This is a genomic window from Corynebacterium uterequi (assembly GCF_001021065.1).
In the GTDB taxonomy this organism is placed as follows: Bacteria; Actinomycetota; Actinomycetes; order Mycobacteriales; family Mycobacteriaceae; genus Corynebacterium; species Corynebacterium uterequi.
Window position 1 is genome coordinate 2,167,190 of sequence record NZ_CP011546.1, and the last position, 19,544, is coordinate 2,186,733.

Consider the following 19,544-nt stretch of genomic DNA (forward strand, 5'->3'; position numbering starts at 1 on the left):
CCAAAAGTTGGATAACGGCCATCCGGACTCCTCCCTAAGCCACTTAGGTTGGCCTACAGTGTCCACTATGACTCTTCAACTCCACGACGAATCCGCCCGCCCATTGCTGGATCGTATTGCCGCGCATCTGCCGGAGACGGGGCGCATTGGGGTCGCGTTTTCCGGCGGTGTTGACTCCACGGTGCTGCTCGCCGCCTGCCATTACCTCCTCGGCCCGGAGCGCACGCTGGGGATCCTGGCGGTGTCGGCGTCGCTGGCGGCTAGGGAGCGCGCGCAGGCGCACGACGTGGCGGAGTTCATCGGCGCCGAGGTCGTCGAGGTCACCACAAAGGAGCAAGAGCTGGAAGGCTACCGCGCCAATGACGTCGACCGTTGTTACTTCTGCAAGACGGAGATGTTTGACACCATCGACGCGCAGGTGGTCGCCTCCCACGGGTTGGGCGCCGTCGCCTACGGGGAGAACGCGGACGACGCGCTGCGCCCCGATCGCCCCGGCGCGCAGGCCGCCACCGAGCACAACGTGTTGCGCCCGCTGGCCGCGGCCGGGCTGACGAAGGCGGAGGTTCGCTCCCTCGCCCACGCCTTCGCGCTGCCGAACGCTGATAAACCGGCCGCGCCGTGCCTGGCGTCGCGCATCCCCCACGGCATGAGCGTCGACCCGGAGAAGCTCGCCCAAATTGAGGCCTTGGAGTTGGCTCTCTATAGGCTGGGATTTAGTGAGTCTCGGGTCCGCCACCACGGGACCATCGCCCGCATCGAGCTTCCCCGCAAGGAGATGGCCCGGGCGTTGGAGCTCGACACGGCCGACGCGATCCACGCCGCCGCCATCGAGGCGGGTTTCACGTTTGCTGCCGTCGACGTTCGCGGCATCCAGTCGGGTGTCATGACGCTCACCCTGCTACTTGAGAAGGGAAAACTCTCCTATGCCGGAGCCAATAAAGAAGGTCGGTGACTTCGCTCACCTGGACATGGACCGGGCGACGCGCCGCGGCTACCCGGAGGCGGTGTACTGCGAGCGCAAGACCGTCGAACAGGTCGGCGCCATCGCCGCCGCCTTGGCGGACTCTTCGCACACCACGTTGTTCACCCGCGCGTCGGCTGCACACCTGGAGGCGATCTCGCAGGCCGTGGACGCCTTCGTCGACGCGGAGGCGGGCTTTGCGGCCTACCCCGCCACCCCGCCGGAGCCGACCGGGGAGAAGGTGCTCGTCGTGTGCGCCGGGACCTCGGACCTGCCGGTGGCTAGGGAGGCGGAGTACACCGCCCGCTACCTGGGGCGAGACACTCGGCTCATCGCCGACGTCGGCGTGGCCGGGATCCACCGGCTGCTCTCCTACGAGCAGACCCTGCACGAGGCGGGGGTCATCGTTGTGGTGGCCGGCATGGACGGCGCCCTGCCCGGGGTGGTGGCCGGGCTGGTCAAGGCGCCCGTCGTCGCGGTGCCTACCTCCGTGGGCTACGGCGCGGGGGCGGGTGGCATCGCCCCGCTGTTGACGATGCTCAACGCCTGCGCGCCGGGCATCGGCGTGGTCAATATTGACAACGGCTACGGCGCCGGGCACCTCGCCGCGCAGATCGCGGCGCGCTAAAGGCGCACGATCCGCCCGGGGTGCTGCGGCTCGACGGTGTGGGCGATCTCGACGATGGTGAGCGCGTCGCCGCGCGCGGCGAGGTTCGCCCGTAGCCGCTGGGCCAGTTCGACGTTGAGGCTGGCGGTGAACTCGTCGAGGATGAGCACCTTCGGCCGGGCCACCAGCGCCCGGGCGAGGCAGAGCCGCTGGGCCTGGCCCCCGGACAGGCGGGCGCCGTCCTGGCCAACGTTGCGGTTGAGGTCGGTGATTTCCTCGCCGAGTTCGACGGCGCGCAGCGCGTCGTACAGCTCCTCGTCGCTGGCCTCCGGATTGCCCAGGCGGAGGTTAGCGGCCACGGTGGTGTGCAGCAGCTGCGGGCGCTGGCCGACCACGGCCACGGCGGCGCGCAGGGAGTCGAGGGTGTACTCGGTGGCGTCGACGCCGTTGATGAGGATGTGCCCGGCGTCGGGGTCGTCGAAGCGGGCCAGAAGCTGCGCGGCGGTGGTCTTGCCGCAGCCCGACGGGCCCATGAGGGTGACGTGCTCGCCCGGCGCGACGGAGAGCGTGAAATTGGTGAGCACCGGCTCCGACGCGCCGGGGTAGGTGTAGGTGACGTCGGCGAAGTCGATGCGCGGGGCGGCGTCGAGGGTGAGGGTGCGCGGCCCGTCGGTCACCAGGGGTGGTTCGTGACACAGCTCGTAGAGGCGCCTCGCCGCAGAGACGGAGTAGTCGAGGGTGCCCACGGCGTCCTCCACCCCGCGGGGGCCTTCGAAGAGGTAGAGGGTGCCCACCGTGAGCGCGAAGGCCGTCGGCAGGCCGAGCTCGGCGCTGTGCCAGGCGACGGCGAGCACCGAGATGAGCAGCAGCGCAACGTTCGCGCCGCGGCGCACGGCCCGGGTCACGGCGCCCACGCGCGCCTGGCGGGCGACGGCTGCGTCGAGGTGGGACTGCTCGTCGAGGCGGTCGGCCTCCCGGGCGTAGCCGGTGATCTCGTCGGCGCCGAACACGCTGTCGGTGACGTGGGCGGACAACTCCCGGCGAGTGTCCAGCGCCCGGCGGGTGGCGCGCATCGTGGATCGCACGCCCACCGACGGCACCACGAGCAGCGACAGCAGCAGGCAGGCGGCGGGCACGGCCACCACCGACCAGCCGACGGCCGCGCCGACGCTGAGCACCGCCGTCGCCGGCACCACCACGGCCGCCACCAGCGGGGCGAAGGTGTGGGCGTAGACCACCTCGATGCGGTCAACGTCGCGGGTCAGGGTGGCCAACAGGTCGCCGGAGCGGGCGCGCATGAGCGTGCCCGGCGCGGTGGGCCACAGCCGCGAGAAGGCGTGGGAGCGCAGCAGCTCCAGGGCTTTGAAGGCGACAAGGTGGCCGAGGAATTGCTCCAGGTAATACGCCACCGCCTTGGCGATGGCCGCCGCTATGAGCCAGCCGAAGGCGGCGAGGCGCAGCGAGCCGTCGAACGCGCTCGCCACCGCGTATCCGGCCAGGCCGAACATGACCACGCCGAGGCCTAGGTTGAGGCATCGTAACAACGCCGACGCCAGCAGTGGCGGGTGGACCGGGCGGGTAACGCCGAGCAACCAACGCAGAATTGTCATGCGGATGCCTCCGGGGGTGTTGTGCGGCCATGGGACAGTTCCACCACGCGGTCGGCCGCCTCGGCGACGGCCGGGCGGTGGGTGACCACGAGGACGCTGAGGTCGTGGGTGTCGTTGAGCGCGGCGATGATCTGCTCCTCGGAGGCGGCATCCACCTGGGAGGTGGGCTCGTCGAGCAGCAGCAGTCGGCGCCCGGAGAGGAACGCCCGGGCCAGGGACAGTCGCTGAGCTTGGCCGCCGGAGAGCAGGGATCCGCGCTCGCCGACGTCGCTATCGAGGCCGTCGGCGAAGGCGGCGACGTCCTCGGCCAGGTGGGCTCGGCGAAGCGCGTCCCACATGTGTTCTTCGGTGGCGTCCGGGTCGGCGATGCGGAGATTGTCGGCGATGGTGCCGTGGAAGAGCCACGTGCGCTGGGCCACCACCGCGCTGAGGCGACGGACGGCGGAGCTGTCCAGGTTGGCGACGTCGACGCCGTCGACGAACACCTGCCCCGGCGCGGTGGGGCGCAGGCCGCCGCGAACGAGGTTGACGACGGTGGACTTGCCGGCGCCGCTGCGCCCCACGAGCGCCACCTTCTCGCCGGCGGCGACGTCGAGATCCACCCCGTCGAGGACGGCTGTGTCCTCGCCCGGGTAGGTGTACGTGGCGTGGCGCAGCGCGACGGTGCCGGAGGAGGCGGTGCTTGGCGCGACGGTGCTAGGCGCGGCCGGCGTTGCCGGTGCGGTGGCGAGGTAGCGGTTGATGCCGCGCTGGGCCGCCAGCCCGCCCATGCCCACGTAGAAGAATCCGGCGACCTGGGACAGCGGCTCGATGACGAGGATCAGGCAGAGCAACACGGCGAGCGCCTCGGCGGGAGTGACCGCGCCGGTTGCCACCTCGCGGGCGAGTAGGCCCGCCGTCAGGCAGACGAGGAGCAGCGAGAACGCGCCGTCGAGCACGATGATGATGAGCTGATTGCTGGCCAGAAGGCGCATGATCGCCCGGCGGTTCGCTTCCCCGGCGGCGGCGAGGCGCTCCTCGGTGCGTCGACCGGCGCCGAAGAGCCGGATGGGGGTGAGGTTGCGCAGGGCGTCGAGGTAGTTCACCGTCAGGCGCGCCCGCTCGCGGCGGGAGTTGCCGGAGACCGAGCGAAACGCCCGGGAGAACCCGCCCACGATGAGCGGCACGGCAGCGAAGCCGACGGCGAGCCCGACGCCTACCGTCGGGCTGACGGCCACGCCGACGACCGCCGCCACGCCGAAGGGAACCACGAGGCTGGCGAGGGCGCCGCCGAGGTAGGTGTGGCGGAAGTCCATGAGCCGCTCGGCGTTGTCCGTGGCGAGGCTGACGACGTCGCCGGCGCTGGCCTGGCCGTCGCTGAGAGGTGATTGCTGCTGGCGAAACAGGGCGAGCAGGATGCGTCGACGTAGCCGGGCCTCATTGGCGCGGGCGGCGCGGCCGCCGTGGATCACTTCGGCGGCAGAGAAGCCGGCGGCGACGATCGCTGCCCCGACGGCCCAGGCTGCGGCGGCGACGCGGCCGTCGTCGCGCAGCACCCCGGCGGCGCTGATGAGGCTGAAGGCGGTGGCGACGGCGTAGCCGAGGTGGATGAGCGCCGTGATGGCGGTGGCCCGGATGCTGGCGGCGTCGACGGCCGAGCCGGCACCCGGTACGGAAGCGGTCATCGAGTGTCCGTCCTCTCTTGAGCAGGCTGTTTTTAGGACAGGGTTACCTGGTTACGCTAGTCGATGTGTTCGACCATGCCGCATTGGGTCCGGGCGTACGATGGCTGGCATGACCCCTCCTCGCCAGCACAAACCCGTCCGATCAGTCCTTGTCACTGCGTTGACGGTGGTGGTGCTAGTCTCCCTCGTCCAGGCCTGGCGCTCCGGGCTTGGTGTCGCCGCGTTGTGGGACACCGTTGTTCGCGAGTACTTCTTCGCCGTGGTGCTCGTCGTCGTCCCGCTGCTCATCGCCGCGATGGCCGCGCTGCGTCCCAGCGCCCGGACGCCGAACGAAGCCACCTGGCTGCCCGACGACGCCGACGGCGGCGGTGAGCCCGCCGCGAAGAAGGGCGCGGCGAAGAAGGGCGCGGCGAGCATCGATCTCCACCGGCCGGTGCCGTGGCTGTTGTGCTTCGTCGCCGCGCTCGGCGTCGGCTACGGGATTTTTGTGCACCCCTACCTGGTGGGCCGGTCCTACCCCACCACGCAGGCGGAGGAGGTCACCGACTTCGCCGAGCGCGCCCCGTGGGTGGTGGCTAACAACTTCGCCATGCGCGACCAGGGAGACGTCATCGGTGACCGGGAAAACGTCCGCTTCGTCCCGGCCGCCAGTGACGGCGACGCCGCCAAGGGTGAGGGCAGTTCCCGCTATGGCGTCCTCGTCAAGGAGCGCGGACCGCTGGGCTTCGGCGGATACGAGGCCGTGCAGACCCTCAACATGCCAACGACCGGGCCTATTCCTGGGGAGGCGTCGTCGTTTTGCAGCGTGCCTGAGGAGATGAACAAGCGCCTCGACACGTTCTGGCCGTGGCACTCCTTGAGCTGGTCCATCCACGCTCAGCGCCCCACCGCGCACTTCACCAGGTCGGACGCCTACGGCTACTGCGCCGGCGACACCCCGGTGGTGGTGGTTCCCCTGTACCGCTACGAGGGGTTCTGGGCGGTGCGTAAGGCCCCGGCCGGCGCCGCCGTCTACACGCCCGAAGGGTTGAGCGTGGTGGAGGACATCGCCCCGGAGATCGAGGGCCCCACCTACCCGCTGAGCCTGGCGGCGAAGCAGCGCGAAGCCATCAACGCCGGCGGTTCGCTGGCCGACTGGTGGGGCAGCCGCTACGGCTACGACCTGACCGATAAGGACGAGGAGGACACGAACCAGGGCAACGAGTCCGAGTTCCTCCTCGTGCGCCCCGATAAGACCACGGCGTACGTCAGCCCGCTGACCCCGCGCGGATCCTCGCAGTCCATCACCGCGATCTCTGTGGTCCCGGGCCGCCAGGACGCCCCGGAGCTCAAACCCGTGGTGATCAACGCGTTCCCCGATCTTCCGGCCACCTCTACCCTGGCGACGAGCATCAAGGAAAGCTCCGTGCACGGTGACTCCGCCTGGACCACCCGGTGGGCCTCCGGCATGACGGTCTACGAGATCCTGCCCGGGCGCGACGGGCACTGGGTGGCGAGCATCGGCCAGGGGCAGGCCGTCTCCTACCGCGCGGACATCGCCCCCGACGGCACGATCACCGTTGTCAATGAGGAAACCGGCCAGTCCTCTGGCGGTGCGGGCTCGGCCGGCGGCGCGGGGGTCACCGTCGACGCCGGGCGCCCGCTGGCCGAGATGTCACCGGAGGAGCTGCTGTCGCTCATCGCCGACGCGACCGCGGAGCTGCAGTCGCGCCAGGCGGCGAGCTAGCTAGTCCTATTCGGCCGTGGTAGCCGTGGTGGCCGGCTCCACCTGCTTGCGCCACGGCCACCACACCGCCGGGCCGATGTCGAGCACCAGGCCCGGGATGAGCAGCGTGCGCACCAGCAGCGTGTCCACGAGCACGCCGAACGCGACGATGAACGCCAGCTGCACCATGAACATGAGCGGGATCACCGCCAGCGCGGCGAAGGTGGCGGCCAGCACCACCCCGGCGGAGGTAATCACCCCGCCGGTCACGGCCAGGGAGCGCAGCACCGCCTTGCGCGTGCCGACGTCGGCGGTCTCCTCCCGGGCCCGGGTCATGAGGAAGATGGTGTAGTCCACGCCGAGGGCCACGAGGAACACGAAGCCGTACAGCGGCACCGACGGGTCCGCGCCGGGGAAGTTAAACACGTGGTTGAACACGAGGGCGGAGACACCGATGGCGGTGCCGAAGCTGACGACGGTGGCGCCGACGAGCAGCACCGGCAGCAGAATGGAACGCAGCAGCACCACGAGCACGGCGAGCACCACGGCCAGCACGAGCGGCAAGATGAGGCGCAGGTCTCGCTGGGAGGTGGCCGTCGAGTCGACGGCGGTGGCGGTGGTGCCGCCGACGAGGATGTCGCCGTCGATGGCGTGCAGATCCTCGCGCAGCGTGACGACGGTGGCCTCGGCGGCGGGCGATTCGGCCGGATCGGTGAGCGTGGCCTGGACCAGCACCATGCCGTCGACGACCTGGGCGTTATCCGGACCACCCGGCGCCCCACCCGGCCCGGTGACGGTGGCGGAGCTCATGCCCTCGCGGCCGTCGACGGCCGAGAGCACCTCCGTGACGGTGTCGGTCGGCGCGATGATGGTGACCGGCGAGCCGGAACCGGCGTCGAAGTGGGCGCCGAGTACCTCCTGGCCGGCCTTGGCGTCGGACTCGCCGAGGAGGATGTCGTTGGTGGACACGCCGTCGGCGCGCAGCGTCGGCGCCCACACAGCCCCGGCGAGCAGCACTAGCAGGGTGACGACCCACACTTTGCGGGGCGCGGCGGCCACGAAGTCGGATACGCGCCCCCACACACCGTGGTGGGCAGCATCCGTGTCGTCCGTGACCTTCGGCGCGGCCGGCCAGAACACGGCCCGACGACCCAGGCCCAGCAACACCGGCAACAGCGTCAGGCCCGCGGCCCAGGCGTAGGCGATGCCGATGGCGGCGACGGGGCCGAGGGACTTGTTGGAGTTCAGGTCAGAGACCAGCATGCACAGCACGGCGACGGCGACGGTGGCCGCGGAGGCGGAAATCGCGCCGAAGGATCCCCGGACGGAGGTGCGCAGCGCCGTCATGACGTTTGCCTCGCGGGTGAGCTCCTCCCGGTGGCGGGCTACCAGCAGCAGCGCGTAGTCCGTGGTGGCGCCGATGACGAGGATGGACACAATGCCCTGCGCCTGACCGTTGAGGACGATGACACCCCAGCGCGCCAGCCAGTAGATGGTGACGATGGCCGCGCACAGCGCCGCCATGGACGTGGCGACGACGATGATCGGCAGCAACACCGAGCGGTACACGACCACGAGGATCACCATCACCGCGGCGAGGGTCACCAGCAACAGCAGGCCGTCGATGCCGGCGAAGGCGGCGCCTAAGTCGGTGGCAAAGCCGGCCGGGCCGGTGACGTGCAGGTCCGCGACCTCGGCAGCCGCGGCGACGTCGCGCAACTCGCCGACGACGCCCGAGACCGCCTCGGAGGAATCCGTGGCGTCGATGAGCACCACGAACTGTGCGGCTTTGCCGTCCTCGGAGGGCAGGGGGCCGATGACGCTGCCCACGCCGTCGACGCCGCGCAGTTGCTCGCCGGTGTCGTCGAGCGCGGCGAGGTCCGCCGGGGAGGCAATTTCGCCGACGATGATGGCGGGGATGGCGTCGCCGCCGTCGAAGCGCTGGGCGATTTCGCCGGCGCGGGTGGATTCTGCTGTGGCGGGGAGGAAGGTTGCTTGGTCGTTGGTGCTGACCTCGGAGATCTTTCCGAACGTAGGTCCGCCGAAGGCCATGGCCCCCAGCCACACACCAAGTATGGCGAGGGCGACAATTATTCGTGTCACGCGGGTTTGAGGCATGTCAACAATTATTCCATAACCGGCTGTTCACCTAAACTTCACCTTTCAGTGGTTTTGAATGTCGGGTTCGATAAGGGTGGATTAGCGGGATATTTAGTGTCGGGTTGTAGCGCGGTTTCCCGGTCGGCCTTCATTCTTGTTTTCAATTGATTTTTATTCAGAATGTAGTGTTTGTGGGCCTGCCCTTCGGTACGGGCGCCAGTGGCATCCGGAAGCGTGGGCACCACTTGCGGCTCGTCACAGTTGAGGGCGTGGCCGGGAAAGCTCGCCGCGGGCTTGGTGGTGATGCACGTGCATCGCCTGAAGCCAGGTGCATCGTGGACGGCTCGACGAGGCGCGGCGGGGATCGGATCTCAGCAGCTGACAGCGAACCAATATCCGGGCGGTTACGACAGGGAGTGCCTGATGGTTTGTGCACGACAGGACATCACACCACAAGGAGATAGACCACAATGGCAGCCGTTGCACGACGAGACTCCGAGGATTAGGCCAAAATCGACGCGATCGAGGCGAAGCTGCTCGAAAACCCTGAGGACCCGGTGGCCAGTGACGTCCACGTCAGAGTCCTTCGTGATGGGTAGTGTCGCATCTTCTATCGTGCTAACAACCTCGACCCGCGTCCGGCCACGCCACCCGCTACCCGGCTACACCCTCAACTGCGAAGAGCCAGATTTCTCCGGTATAAGGGCGAAGGTGTCCCTCATATGATTGGTTGGGAGAAGCGTGGTGGAGAGATCGTGATCTAGAGGGGGAGCTTTCGAACGTCTTTGCTGGTTCGATCCGTTGGGTCAACTTGAAGGGGTACACTTTTCGTAACGGAATCGAGCATTTGATCGAAGGGGTCCGGTCGTGAAGGTAGAGACGTTTGCTCAGGCGTACGAGATTGCTCAGAAGCTTAACCGCCCGTATCCGTGGGCGAAGGTCGGTCGTGAGATCGACGAGGCGTTTTTGGTGCTTCCTGACTCAGAGATCGAAGGCACGCGCCCCGTTCGCGTTGAAAAGACCGACGGCCGTGCGCTCCTGCTTTCAAGATTTGACCGCGAGTTATCGGCACCGTTCGTCCACGGAAGCTGGCATGAGGTGTCTCTGTAGCCCGCTGACCGCGTAGCGCTTCGCGAGCCCCCTGAGGACGGTCTGGCCCTTGGCCGTGTGACGGGTTTGCGTTCCGACGTTGTTCCGACCCGGAGTTCGATTCCTAGGCCGCGCAACCCCACGCCGGCAGGCACCAAAGCCGGCAACCACCAAGGCACGCCGGGTGCCGCCTCGGCGGGTCGCCTAATCTGTCACGAAACCGCACCAAGGCCAGAATCGTGTTAGATTAGGGGGAGTCTAATCTAACATTCCCCAGGTAGGTGACTGCTTTGCTCAGTAGATTATCTTCGGACGATGGACGCCGGGAAGCGCTACGTCGCCAGGTCGAGGCAATCCTCGCCTCCGCCACCGAGGGACGCCTTGTCACCACCGACGAGACGCAGGACGTGGACTTCAAGGAAGAAGCCGGCCGACGCCGCGGATCCATCATCGAACCTGGTCAATCCGAAAACCAGGAAGCCGCCACCAAGCTGGCCAATGAGGTGGCCTGTATGGCCAACACTCCGGGAGGCGGCGCGCTCATTGTCGGCGTCGAGGATAAAACAGGCCGGCTCATCGGCACCGAGCTAGACGTGGATTGGCTTCGACAGAGGATCTACTCCGCCGTTGACGTAGCACCTGACGTGTTAGAGCATCGCATCCAAGGGCAGCGAGTGCTCGCTATCTACGTCGCCCCAGCTCGGGAACCCGTGGAGGACACGGGCGGGAGCCTGCGCTGGAGGGTGGGCGATGCCTGTCAGCCCGTGGATCGTTCCGAATGGTGGGAACATAGGCGCTCGCAGCACGCTTTCGATGAGATGGCCGAAGACTCCAGCAATACGTCCGACGATGTCCGCCCCGCGGCACTGGATATCGCGCGTCGCTCCCCGCGGGTTCCGAGCGACCTCACCACTGAAGAAACGGTGCGGCGCCTCGGAGCCCTGAGTTCTTCCGGCAAGCTGACCCTGGCGGGGTCAGTACTGTTCAGCGCGCTGCCTACCACTGTTATCGAGCTCACTGTCTTTGATGTTCATGGTGGTCACATAGCCAATCGCGTTGTGGGCGAGCCGGGGCGCTCGGCGCTCGAACAGCTGGATCAGATCGAGCAGGCTTTAAGAATCGCCAACAAGAACAACACGCTCGTCGAGAGGCTTGTCCACGCTCCAGTTCCGCAAATTCCTCACAGTGCGGTGCGCGAAGCTCTACTCAATGCGATGATCCACCGGGATTGGAACCGCAGCGAACCCATCGACGTTCGCTGGATTGAGCTGGACAGCACCCTCATCGTCCGCAGCCCCGGCGGATTCATGCCAGCGATCACCTCGGCGAATGTGCTGAGCAACCGAGCTGCTCGCTACCCCGCCCTGGCGGATCTATACCGAGCGATCGGGCTCGTGGACAAGCAGGGAGTGGGCGTGGATCGCATGTATCAATCCATGATTTCCCTCGGCCACCGGCCACCCACCATTGAGGAAGTGGCAGGTCCCTACGTGGAAACAACGCTGGTCGGCGGCGAACCGGTACTGCCCGTGCTGGATCTCATGTCGCGCATCATTCCTAAGCCGCGTCAGCAGGATTACCGCATTGCGATCATCGTGTACCTCCTGTTATCTCGTGCGTTCGTATCCGTGGAAACAGTGGCACGCGGCCTGCAGTCCCAGCAGGAAGCCGGCAGGACCGCCCTTGAGGCGGCGAGCCAGACGACGGTGGATGGTGAGCCACTGGTCGTGAGGTTCAAGGACGTGTGGCGGCTGGGAAATACCGCGCGCGCCATTCTGGGCGACGGAGGGCAGCTGCCCTACCTGTCCACGAACGTCAGCGACCTAACCACAGTGGCGTATGCATGGCTTCGTGAGGTCGGTGATCTCTACACCAGCGACCTCATGGAGCTGTGCGGCGTGTCCCGCGGTACGGCCACCAAGTGCATCCAGGAGATGCAGGACGATGGAATGGTGAAAAAACTAGGCGGAGGCCGCTCGACCAGATACCGGCTGCGCTAATCTGTCACGCCACCGCCCCAGAGGCGAAATCGTGTGAGATTAGAGGGGGTCTAATCTACCATTGCCCAGGTCAGGGGCTGGATGTAGCACCATGCTCGGGCGGTTCGGCGCGAGCATGACCCGCCCTCACATTGCGATCCCGACGTACCGTTCGTCCTCACGCACCCGCTTCCCCTTGATCTGCCCGACCCGCGCCCCACGTGCCCCCAACAACCCAAAACTCCTGCTCCCCACCGCCCCGAACAGCGGGGTTACAGGTAAATTCTTGACCATGACTGACGCTCCCGTGGCCGCACCCGCCGAAGAGTTCTCGCAGCTCTCCCCTGGGGTCACCATCAAGGCCAGAGACGAGTACTGGCTGGTGACGCACGTGTCCCGTTCGTCGGACGGCTTTAAGGTTAAGGCCCGCGGGCTGTCGGACTACGTCCGCGACACCACGTCCACGTTCTATACCGCGTTGGATCGCGACCTGGAGGTGTTCGACCCGGCGCAGGTGACCATCACCCCGGATAATTCGCCGGGGTTCCGCACGTCCCGCCTGTGGCTGGAGTCCACCATTAGGCAAACCCCGGTGCCGTTGTATCAGGATCGGCTGGAGGTCGCTGAGCGGATCCTGGCGGACAAGCTGGATTATCAGGTATCCGCGGTTCGACGCGCGGTGAGCCCCGAACTGATTCGGCCGCGGATCTTGCTGGCGGATGCCGTCGGTCTGGGCAAGACCTTGGAGATCGGGATGATTATGGCAGAGCTCATCCGCCGGGGCCGGGGTGAGCGCATCTTAGTCATCACGCCGAAGCACGTGTTGGAGCAGTTCCAGCAGGAGATCTGGACGCGCTGCGCGGTGCCGCTGGTGCGCCTGGATTCCTTAGGGATCCAGCGGGTGCGCCAGAAGCTGCCGGCGTCGAAGAATCCTTTTACCTATTTCCCGCGCGTCATTGTGTCCATGGACACGTTGAAGTCCGCAAAGTATAAGGCGCAGCTTGAGAAGGTACATTGGGACATTGTGGTCATCGATGAGATCCACAACGCCACCAATTCCGGCACGCAGAACAATGCACTGGCGCGTACCGTTGCCCGCCAAACGGAAGCACTCATCCTGGCATCAGCCACTCCACATAACGGAAAGCCGGATTCGTTTAAGGAAATCCTCAAGCTGTTGGATCCACTGGCGGTACGCCCGGATGGCAGTATTGATCTCCAGGTGGCGAAGCGGATGATTATTCGCCGGCATCGTAATTCCCCAGAGGTCAAGCAGAAGGTGGGCGAGAAGTGGGCGCAGCGCCCCGAGCCTACGAATCTTTTGGTGGATGCCTCGAAGACGGAGAATGCGGTGGCCAATGAGCTGCGCGATACCTGGCTCACCCCGGCGTCGCGGAGCACCGGCCGGACCACGGGCCGGCACCTTTTTGCCTGGACACTGGTCAAGGCGTTTTTGTCCTCGCCGGCGGCCCTAGATGAAACCATCGCCAACCGCCTGCGAACTCTGAAGACCACAGGTGCTACCGCAGCGCACCCGAACGAGCGGGAAGACCTCACCCGCCTGCGGGAGCTCAACGCCGCAGTGACCGCGCGGACCAGCAACAAGTACGCCACGCTGCTCAACTACCTCACCACTACGGTGGGCATTGCCAAGAAGAGCCCGAACCGGGTGGTGGTGTTCTCTGAGCGGGTGGCTACTCTGTCGTGGCTGCGGGAGAACCTCATCCGCGACCTGGGGTTGAAGCCGGACGCGGTGAAGACCATGCACGGACAGATGTCGGACATTGAGCAGATGCAGCTCATCGACGAGTTCAAGCGCGCCGACACCCCACTGCGCGTGCTCATCACCGGCGACGTCGCCTCCGAGGGCGTGAACCTGCACGCCCAGTGCCATGACCTGGTGCATTACGACATCCCGTGGTCCTTGATCCGCATCCAGCAGCGCAACGGCCGCATTGACCGCTACGGGCAGCAGAAACCGCCGCGGATCGCGGCGTTGTTGCTGGACCCGGCGGATGCTGACGCCGTCGGCGAGATCCGGGTGCTCTCTAAGCTCATGGAGCGCGAGTATGAGGCGAATCAGCTGCTCGGCGACGTCGCCTCGCTCATGGGCGAGCACTCCGAGCAGCGAGAGGAGGACGGCATCCGGGACGTGCTGCGAGGGGCTAAGGACTTCGACGCCACGGTGCGCACCGCCGGCGACGTCCTTGACGCCGCCGCGAATCCCAGCACCGGAGGCGACGGCGACGGCAGCGACATCGAAGCGGTCCTGGCCCAGCTCTTGGCGCTGGACCCCAGTACCGCCGACGGACCCACCGCCACTGACGGCCTCACCGCCACCCAAGAACCCGCGGCGCCCGCCACGCCACCAGTGTCGAGCTTGTACCGCAAGGAGAAGGACTACCTCGTCGACGCCCTCGCGGAGGCGTTCAACGGGGTGCCGTCGCAGCCCCCGGCGGCCGGCGGCGTCGGGTTGACTATGGACGCACCCGACCTGCTGGAGCTCACCCCACCGCCGGATCTGCAGCGGCGTTTCGACTACCTGCCGCAGGATTACGTCTCCTACCGGCAGATCAAGCAGCGACTCATGCTCGCCACCACTGCCACCCGCGGTGAAGCGCAGCTCGCCGCGGCGCGGGAGAAGAAGTCGGAGAAGTCCTGGCCGAAGGCGCACTACCTTGGCCCGCTGCACCCGGTGACCAGCTGGGCGGCGGATAGGGCGCTGAGTTCCTTGGAACGTTCGCAGATCCCGGCGTTTGTGGGCACGGTGGAGAAAATGTCCGCGTTGTTCATGACCACGCTGACGAACTCGCGCGGCCAGGTAGTCTCCCGGGCGTTTCACGTGGCCACGCCGGGCCCGCCCGGGATGGGGATCGCCCACACCCGCACCATCGAGGATGTGTTCACCTGGCTGCACGGCACCGGCCTGACCAAGGATGCGATCTCTACCGGCACGCTCACCGTGCCAGCAGAAGCCGAGGAGTTGCTGCGCGACGGCCTTCAGGCGGCGCAGGGGTTGGCGGATCTCACCAACGCCTCCGCCCAGGCGCAAGCCACCGCACGCGCCGCCGCCCGCCGGGAGCTCACCGAGGAGTGGGAGGCGCAGGCCGCGGGCCGGCCGGGCTCCCGCCCGCTCATGCGCTCCCGGCAGGTGATCGCGGAGGAACGCGGCCTCTTAGCCGCCACCATCCCGGAGCGCACGCTGGTACGCCCGCTCGCGGTCATCATCCCCACCACCACGGCCGCGCACAAGTAGGAGTGAAGGATTTCTCATGGCCAATGTCGATTCCATCATCAATGTCGACGAGTGGATCAGCGACTACTACCTGACCACCGATGAGACGAAAGGCGAGTCCTTCACCAACCGCGCCGCGGACGCCGTCAAGGCGTGGAAGGCCGAGGACAAGCAGCTAGCGAAGCCGGTGTCCCCGTGGTCGCGGTTGACCTCTACCCGCAACCAGCTGCAGACCACACTGTCGCTCATCGACGCCCCCAACGCCGCGTCGGTCGACGCCGCCGCCGAGGCCATCGAGCGGGCGTTCGGCTACCCCGCCCCGGGTGAGCTGGAACTGACCCGCGCGGAGGACACCCTGGGCCTCAACGCCGGGAGCGACCGCGCGGGCACCGTCATCTACCTGCGCACCACCCCCATCTCCGGGGTGGAGGAGCTCACCGACGCAACGCTGCGCGTCACCCCCACCCGCGGCGGCAAACCCTTACCCATCACCGCAGTCAAGGCGGTGACGGAGGTGTTTCTTAGCGACGACGCCCCGGCGTTTGTCGTGCTCATCGCCGGCGCGTGGGTGGTGCTCGCCGAGCGGGAGACGTGGCCGTTGGGCCGCTACCTGGCCGTGGACGTGGCCCTGGCCGCCGAGCGCAACGACACCACCGCCCGTGGCGAGCTGACGCTGGTGGCGGCGGCGTTGGCGCGCGAGCACATCGAACGCGCCGCCGACGGCACCACGTGGTGGACCACCACCCTGGAGCAGTCCCGCAACCACGCGGTGAAGGTCTCCGAGGACTTACGCCACGCCATCAAGGAGTCCATCGAGATCATCGGCAACGACGTCCTTCGCCGCCATGAGCAGCAGGACGTGGGCATTGACGCCATCGCCGGCGACGAGCTGGCCAAGCAGGCGCTGCGCTACCTGTACCGCATCCTCTTCCTGCTCTTCGCAGAAGCCTCCCCGGAGCTCAACATCCTGCCCACCGGCGTGCCGGAGTACGACGAAGGCTACGGCCTGGCCAACTTGAGAGAAAAGATCCTCACCGAACCGCCCACCGACCGCGCGGCGAGCGGAACCTACCTCTACGACAGCCTGCAGCTGCTCTTCGAACTCATCAACACCGGCCACGACCCGCTGGATGAGCACTCCCTGGCCTTCGATGACACCGCGGAGCCGGGCCTGACCTTCCGCAGCCTCTCGGCGGACCTGTTCCTGCCAGAAGCCACCAGCTACATCTCTGCGGTGAAGCTGTCCAACGCGGCGCTGCACCGGGTGCTGCAAAACCTCCTGCTCACCCGGGAGGTGTCGGGCAAGGACCGCGGGTTCGTCTCCTACGCCAGCCTGGGGGTCACCCAGCTGGGTCAGGTGTATGAGGGCCTCATGTCCTACACCGGCTCCATCGCCGCCACCGAGATGTTCGAGGTCGCCCCCAAGGGCGACGCGTCCAAGGGTTCCTGGCTGGTCACCCCGGCGCTGGCCGCGGACCTTCCCCAAGACAGCTTCGTCCAGGAGGTCACCGGCGAGGGCGTGCGACGCAACCGCCGCTACGCCCCGGGCGATTTCGTGTTCCGCCAGTCCTCCAGGGACCGGGAGCGTTCCGCGTCCTTCTACTCCCCGCCGGTGATTACCGAGTTCGTGGTGGGCCAGGCCATCGAGGAGCTCGACGCTGCGCACCGCATCGACGCCGCCGACGACATCCTGCGCCTAAAGATCTGCGAGCCGGCGATGGGCTCCGGGGCCTTCGCCGTGGAGGCCGTCAACCAGCTCGCTGAGCTCTACCTGGAGAAAAAGCAGCAGGAACTGGGTGAGACCATCGACCCGGAGAGGCTCACCGAGGAACTGCAAAAGGTCAAAGCCTCCATCGCGTTGCACCAGGTGTACGGCGTGGACCTCAACAAGACTGCGGTGGAGCTCGCCGAGATCTCCCTGTGGCTCAACACCATGTCCTCGCAGCTGCACGCGCCCTGGTTCGGCCTGCACCTGCGCCACGGGAACTCGCTCATCGGCGCGTCGCGCTCTACCGTCACCGCCGCTTCGTTGCGCAAGCGCGACTACCTCACCCAGCAGCCCGTCCACCACCCGGTGACCACCGTGGCCGCAGCCGTCGAAGAGGGCACGGTGGACGCGGCCGTGTTGGGCCGGGTGCATCACTTCCTCGTTCCCAGCAAGGGGTGGGGTTCACCCGCGGAGTCAAAGGACCTCAAAGAGATCGCCCCTAAGGCCATCGGGCACATGAAGGCGTGGCGCAAGGAGATCCGCAAGGGCTTCTCCGCCGCCGACGTCACGACGCTCAAGGACTTGGCCACCCGGGTGGAGCGGCTGTGGCAGCTGGCCCTGGTGCGCCTGCGCATCGCCGAGGACCAGGCCAGCCGACGCCTGGACATCTTCGGACACGCTACCCCCGCACGAATGTGGTCACCCGCCAGCAAATCGACGCGGAGCTGTTCGGCAACCTCGACGGCGCCTACCAGCGCCTACGCCTGGTCATGGACGCGTGGAACGCCCTGTGGTTCTGGCCGCTCACCGAGGTAGACCAGCTCCCCGATAAAACCGAGTGGCTGGCCACCCTGCGCGACGCGCTGGGCACCTCCATCAAGGCCAGCCGCAATGCCGACCAATTGGCCATCGGCCACGACCTTCAGTGGGACGAACTCACCGCCCTAGAGCAGATGGAGTTCACCGCGCTGCCCTACGACGAGCTCATCGACGCCCACCCGTGGCTGACCGTCGCCCGCCAGGTGGCCGCCGACCAGGCCTTCTTCCACTGGGACCTCGACTTCGCCACCGTCATGGCCAAAGGCGGCTTCGACCTGCAGGTGGGTAACCCGCCGTGGGTGCGGCCCCGCACGGACGTCGACGCCCTCTACTCCGAGCACGACCCGTGGTTCAGCCTGGCACACAAACCCACCCAGGCGGAGAAGAAACAACGACGGCAGCGCCTGGCCGACGACGAGGCCGTGCTCGCCACCCTCGCCCGAGGATTATCCGATTCGGTGGTGACCGCGGAGGTCCTAAACGACGTCTCTCGCTACCCGCACCTGGAGGGCCAGCAGCCGGACCTCTACCGCGGGTTCATGGAGCGCACGTGGGCGAATGCGTCCGCCCACGGCATCACCTCCTTGGTGCACCCGGAATCCCACTTCACGGAAAAGAAGGCAGCATCCCTGCGCGCCGGTGCCTACCGAAGGCTGTGCCGGCATTGGCAGTTTGTGAACGAACTAGTGCTGTTCGACGTCCATCATCTCGTGAAATACGGGATCCATGTCTACGGCCCGCGCACGGAGAACCCTTCCTTCATCAGTGCCACGTCGCTCTACCACCCGAAGACGGTCCTGGACTCCCTTCGCCACGACGGCACCGGCCCGCTTCCCGGATTCAAGGACGATGACGGCAACTGGGATCTTCGTCCCCACCGGGACCGCATCATCGAGGTCAACATGGACACCCTCACGCTGTGGCATTCCATCCTGGAGGAGCCGGGAACTCCGGTTATCGCCTCGCGGACGGTGTACACCGTCAACACCGAGGCGGCCGCCGTGTTGGAAAAGCTCGCCGACGCTCCCCGGGTCAAGGAACTGGGGTTGCAGTTCTCTAGAGGTTGGGACGAATCCATCGACAAGAAGAAGGGATACTTCGACAGCTCCTGGCAGCATCCCAGACGCTGGACGGGTGTTATTCTCCAGGGCCCGCACCTAGGCGTGTCCAACCCGATGATTAAGCAGCCCAACCCGACCATGAAGCATAACCAGGACTGGTCCGAGGTGGACTTAGAGGCGATGCCGCCCGAGTTCATCCCAGCTACGGCATACGCTCCGAACCGTGAAGAAAAAGAGCACTACGACGAGGACTACGGCTACTGGAAGGTCTCCGAAGACGAATCGGTGTTGGTTTCACAGCAGTACCGGGTGGCTTACCGAGAAATGGCAGCTGTCACGGGATTTCGCACCCTTTACCCTGCGCTCATACCTCCAGGCGCAACACACGTTCACACCGTCAATTCCTTCACTACACTAAGCCCAATTTATCTAGCCTCGACAGGTGCGATGACTTCTTCCCTTCTAGCCGATTTTTTCGTCCGCTCAACCGGTAGCGGACATATATTCAACTCAAACGTCCTCGGCCTTCCGACTGTTTCTAGAAATAACGACGCTGCCGCCCGCCTCTACCTCCGCCTCAACTGCCTCACCGAGGCCTACGCGCCGTTGTGGGAGCGGATCACGGGTGAGCTGTGGACGCCGGATACGCCGTTGCGTATCGCGCGGGATCGGTGGCACGCACAGAACGAAATTGACGCGATTGTGGCGCTCTCGCTTGGGGTGACCGCGGATGAGCTGTGCATGATCTATCGCACCCAGTTCCCGGTCATGCGCCGCTATGACACGGAGGATCTCTACGACGCTCACGGGCGCAAAGTGCCTAAGGAGGTGGCGAAGCTACAGGCCAAACTGGACCCCAGCGGAGAGCTCACCGTCGCGCAGCGCACGTGGACGCACCCGCAGTCCGGCGCGTCGTACACCTTCGACTATCCCTTCGCGCCCCTGGACCGGGAGGCGGACCTGCGGGCCTGCTACGCGCACTACGCCGATTGCCTGTAGGAGCCTG

At 66.7% G+C, this 19,544-nt stretch carries 9 protein-coding genes and 1 pseudogene; 7 read left to right on the forward strand and 3 right to left on the reverse strand.

Translation table 11 applies throughout. From position 1 onward, the window contains the following. Positions 1–67: 67 nt before the first annotated feature. Positions 68–952 (forward strand): ATP-dependent sacrificial sulfur transferase LarE, encoded by an 885-nt coding sequence (gene larE, locus CUTER_RS09980; RefSeq protein ID WP_047260301.1) that lies wholly within the window; start codon positions 68–70, stop codon positions 950–952. Then, positions 924–1,589: a nickel pincer cofactor biosynthesis protein LarB gene (gene larB / locus CUTER_RS09985; RefSeq protein ID WP_047260302.1), complete on the forward strand. Its 666-nt coding sequence runs from the start codon at positions 924–926 to the stop codon at positions 1,587–1,589. The genes larE and larB overlap by 29 nt, the downstream gene beginning before the upstream one ends. Here larB and CUTER_RS09990 read toward each other — a convergent pair. After that, a complete protein-coding gene (locus CUTER_RS09990; protein ID WP_047260303.1) occupies positions 1,586–3,178 on the reverse strand; it encodes an amino acid ABC transporter ATP-binding/permease protein in 1,593 nt (530 codons plus the stop codon). The two genes, larB and CUTER_RS09990, sit on opposite strands and share 4 nt — an antisense overlap. Further along, a complete protein-coding gene (locus tag CUTER_RS09995; RefSeq protein ID WP_047260304.1) occupies positions 3,175–4,842 on the reverse strand; it encodes an ABC transporter ATP-binding protein/permease in 1,668 nt (555 codons plus the stop codon). Before CUTER_RS09995 ends, CUTER_RS09990 begins: the two co-directional genes overlap by 4 nt. 109 nt (positions 4,843–4,951) lie before the next feature. Between CUTER_RS09995 and CUTER_RS10000 the strand changes: the two genes are divergently transcribed. Then, the gene (locus CUTER_RS10000) at positions 4,952–6,568 is read left to right on the forward strand and encodes a hypothetical protein (RefSeq protein ID WP_144412311.1); all 1,617 of its coding nucleotides are present in this window, start codon (positions 4,952–4,954) and stop codon (positions 6,566–6,568) included. 6 nt (positions 6,569–6,574) lie between these two features. Here the strand turns inward: CUTER_RS10000 and CUTER_RS10005 are convergent, their stop codons facing one another. Further along, complete coding sequence (locus CUTER_RS10005; RefSeq protein WP_330217682.1) at positions 6,575–8,650, reverse strand: MMPL family transporter; 2,076 nt, start codon at positions 8,648–8,650, stop codon at positions 6,575–6,577. 864 nt (positions 8,651–9,514) lie between these two features. Here CUTER_RS10005 and CUTER_RS10010 point away from each other — a divergent pair. From CUTER_RS10010 to CUTER_RS12095, 4 genes and pseudogenes are all read left to right on the forward strand, one after another. Further along, complete coding sequence (locus tag CUTER_RS10010; protein WP_047260306.1) at positions 9,515–9,757, forward strand: hypothetical protein; 243 nt, start codon at positions 9,515–9,517, stop codon at positions 9,755–9,757. Positions 9,758–10,026: 269 nt separating this feature from the next. After that, positions 10,027–11,736 carry a DUF5635 domain-containing protein gene (locus CUTER_RS10015; RefSeq protein ID WP_047260307.1) on the forward strand — a complete coding sequence of 570 codons (1,710 nt, stop codon included), beginning with the start codon at positions 10,027–10,029 and terminating at the stop codon, positions 11,734–11,736. Between the two features lie 271 nt (positions 11,737–12,007). Next, positions 12,008–14,971, forward strand: a complete 2,964-nt coding sequence (locus CUTER_RS10020; RefSeq protein WP_047260308.1) for a DEAD/DEAH box helicase — start codon at positions 12,008–12,010, stop codon at positions 14,969–14,971. 16 nt (positions 14,972–14,987) lie between these two features. After that, a pseudogene (locus CUTER_RS12095) lies at positions 14,988–19,537 on the forward strand (Eco57I restriction-modification methylase domain-containing protein). Positions 19,538–19,544: the final 7 nt, after the last annotated feature.